This is a genomic window from Citrobacter sp., assembly GCF_050252275.1.
Classification (GTDB): Bacteria; Pseudomonadota; Gammaproteobacteria; order Enterobacterales; family Enterobacteriaceae; genus Citrobacter_A; species Citrobacter_A amalonaticus.
In genome coordinates this window covers 1-3,020 of the sequence record NZ_JBFWLF010000397.1, presented here as the reverse complement: position 1 = coordinate 3,020, position 3,020 = coordinate 1, and the positions used below count along the sequence as shown (strand labels likewise).

The 3,020-nt window shown below is 49.9% G+C and carries 2 protein-coding genes; both read right to left on the bottom strand.

Annotated features, from left to right (window positions below; translation table 11 throughout):
* Nucleotides 1-1,459: sensor histidine kinase (locus AB7E14_RS22260; protein WP_428169974.1), on the bottom strand; the 1,459-nt coding region annotated here is incomplete at its 3' end.
* Between the two features lie 121 nt (nucleotides 1,460-1,580).
* Nucleotides 1,581-2,531, bottom strand: coding sequence for a nickel/cobalt transporter (locus AB7E14_RS22255; RefSeq protein WP_042999103.1), 951 nt, complete (start codon nucleotides 2,529-2,531; stop codon nucleotides 1,581-1,583).
* Nucleotides 2,532-3,020: the final 489 nt, after the last annotated feature.

The following is a 3,020-nucleotide window of genomic DNA, read 5'->3' as shown; positions in this document are numbered from 1 at the left end:
CGTCAAGGCGGTGCGGTTCAATGCCGGGACCATCGTCACTGACTTCACAATGTAGCCAACCATTGCGATAGTATAAGGAGACGCTGATCTCACCTCCTGACTGCTGTGCTAACGCGTCGATCGCGTTTTCAATCAGATTTCCGAGCGCGGTAATCAATACCGCAATTTGATCTTCATTGCCGCTGTCCGGTACCTGGCTGTCATGGCTAATCACCAGTTTGTGCCCTGAATCGGATGTGCGATTAATCTTACTAAGTAAAAAGCCAGCAATGACCGGCGATCTAATTTTGCCTAACAGTGAGCCGATCTCTTCCTGATAGTTGTTTGCCGTCTTAATAATATAGTCTTCAAGCTGCTTATAACTCTTCAGATGTAACAATCCCAGAATCACATGTAATTTATTCATGAATTCGTGGGATCGTTCACGGAGTGAGTCGGCATAGTTCACCATGCCATCCAGTCGCTGCATCAACTGGCGAACTTCCGTTTTGTCCCTGAAGGTGGAGATCGCGCCAATAATCTTGCCGTCGCTGCGAACCGGGACGGTATTAATGAGCAGCAACCGATCTTTGATGTTGATCTCTTCGTCGCGGTGCGACGTACCGTCGCGCAGCACTTCGCTGAGATCTACCACCTGCGACCAGGCATGGCTGAGCGTGGAAAACTGGGGGTCATCCTGTGACTTACGGTAGTTCAGCAACTCCTGGGCGGCCTCGTTGATTAACGTCACTTCGCCTTTGTCGTCAACGGCGATGACCCCCTCTTTGATTGATTGCAGCATCGCCTGGCGCTGTTCAAACAGGGTAGAAATTTCATACGGTTCCAGGCCAAACAGGATGCGTTTGAGCACTTTCACCAGCACCCATGTTCCCAGCAGGCCAACCAGCACGCCAAAAAGTACGGACCAGAGGATGCTGCCGCGACTGTCGTTAATCTGTTCGGTCACCCGACTCAGTTCCAGGCCGATCGCCACCACCCCAATCTGGTGGTGATTGTCGTCATAAATGGGGGTGAAAACGCGCAGCGCCTGGGCGAGAAAGCCCCGGTTGATGGCGATATTCTCTTTGCCATCCAGTGCCAGCAAAATATCGTCGCCCTTAAATGGTTGCCCGATGCGCTGGGCTTCCGGATGAGAGTAACGCAGGCTTTTCATGTCGGTGACAACAATGAACAGCATATCGTTTCGCTTGCGCACCGCTTCGGCAATCGCCTGAATCCCGCTATCCTCGGGTTTTTTCATCAACCCCGCACGGATCTCCGGCGAGTCTGCCAGCGTCCGGGCAACGGCCAGCGCTTTGTCTGCTAACGCATCACGCGTCATGTGGCTGATTTGTGAGAAGTAGAACAGATGGACGACCAGCAAGACAGAAAACAACACGGCGCTGACCATCAGTATCACCGTCGTACCGAGTTTCATCGGCCGTTCACGTAGCTTGCGACAAGGCAGGGAGTGTCTCATGGTGGTCCCGGGTTCACAGTTCGTGTGGATATTATCCCTATTGGGACGCGTAATTCAAAGGTGGCAGGGAAATTCACTGGGGCAGGTGTCCCATTATCGGATAATTATTACGCAGGTCGGGTCAGCAACCTGCGGCAATATAATCGCCGTTGGCGCTAATCGGGATCACCGTTAAGAACAGAATTGTGGCAAACAGGATCAGCACCACACCGCCGACTATTTTCGCTGCAGGCGCAAGCCATTTCAGAGCGGGATGTCCTGTACCGAACCATGTGAGTGTCTGATTTCGGGCATAACGTACCGCCAGAGACAGTCCCATGATCGATAGCGCAGTGCCAAAGGACATGGTCATCACCGCTGCAATGCCCCAGGTGACGATACCGAGAGCATTGGAAAACAGCAGGATCATGATTGCCCCGCTGCATGGTCGGGCACCGATGGCGAGAATCACCCCCAGCCGGGTTTTCCAGTTACCGTCCACCAGCGTCTGCCCGACGCCGTGATGCCCGCAGCCGCACTTCTCGTCATGGCTGTGCAAGGGAGTAAATCGGATGAAGGTTATCGGGCGTATGGATTTAAGTGCCTGATAAATGAGAAACGCGCCGAATCCGGCGATCAGCGCAGCGCTGATTTTTTCAACGTACCATCGGCTGGTGCTCAAATCGCCGGCTGCCAGGTTAAAGCCAATCGCGAGGATAAACACAAACAGGATCGCACTGACTCCTTGCATCAGACTGCCAATAAAAGGCACGACCCGCGCAGCCAGCAGGCTTTCCTTATTGGTACTCAGATAGGTCGTCACGATGAACTTTCCGTGTCCCGGTCCGATGGCATGCAGTACGCCGTACAGAAACGCCCCCGTCAGTAACCAGAAACCGCCGCTGTACTGATGATTATTCAACTGCAGCAGATACATCACCAGATAGCGATGCAGGGTGATTTGCGTCGCCAGACACCACTGAATAAACGCCCCCCAGTGCAGATGTAGGGTATAGCCGATCCCAAACAGTGTCAGCGTCAGGAGTCCTGCCAGCGACAGGCGCAGAGAGGGATGGCGTCCGGATACGATCATGATTCAGTCTGGCGATGGGGATGATGAAACAGTATAGCCCGTTTACGGTAAGAACTCAGTTCACGCAGAAGGCTTTCTTCTTTTTGTATAACAAAAAATCATATTATTGCTAAATTAGCATAAAAAGTAATATGTTCCTCAACGTCAGGAATATTCCTTTTGACCAGGAATACTCTTTTTTGCATACGTTCCAAAAATAAGAATTTTATTGCGCTTGCCTGACGGAATATATAATCGCAATATAATTAACTATACAATGATTATGCTGTTGTTCTATTTTTATCTCTTATATGTTTCCAAAAATGTCATCTTCAGTTAAATCACTGCTTTTTATCAGATGAAAAATGATAAGAGTGTCATGGTTTTACCACTTTATTTTTCCATAAAAGCGCGTTTGATCATAATCAACCATCAGCCGTGTTTAGCCCTATATGATTACTTATTAATAATAACTATGGATGCAATGTGAGAAAAAAGATGGAAATAAAA

Bases quoted from the DNA above. Each gene is read 5' to 3' on its own strand.
- AB7E14_RS22255 (WP_042999103.1), bottom strand. From the start codon at position 2,531: ATGATCGTATCCGGACGCCATCCCTCTCTGCGCCTGTCGCTGGCAGGA.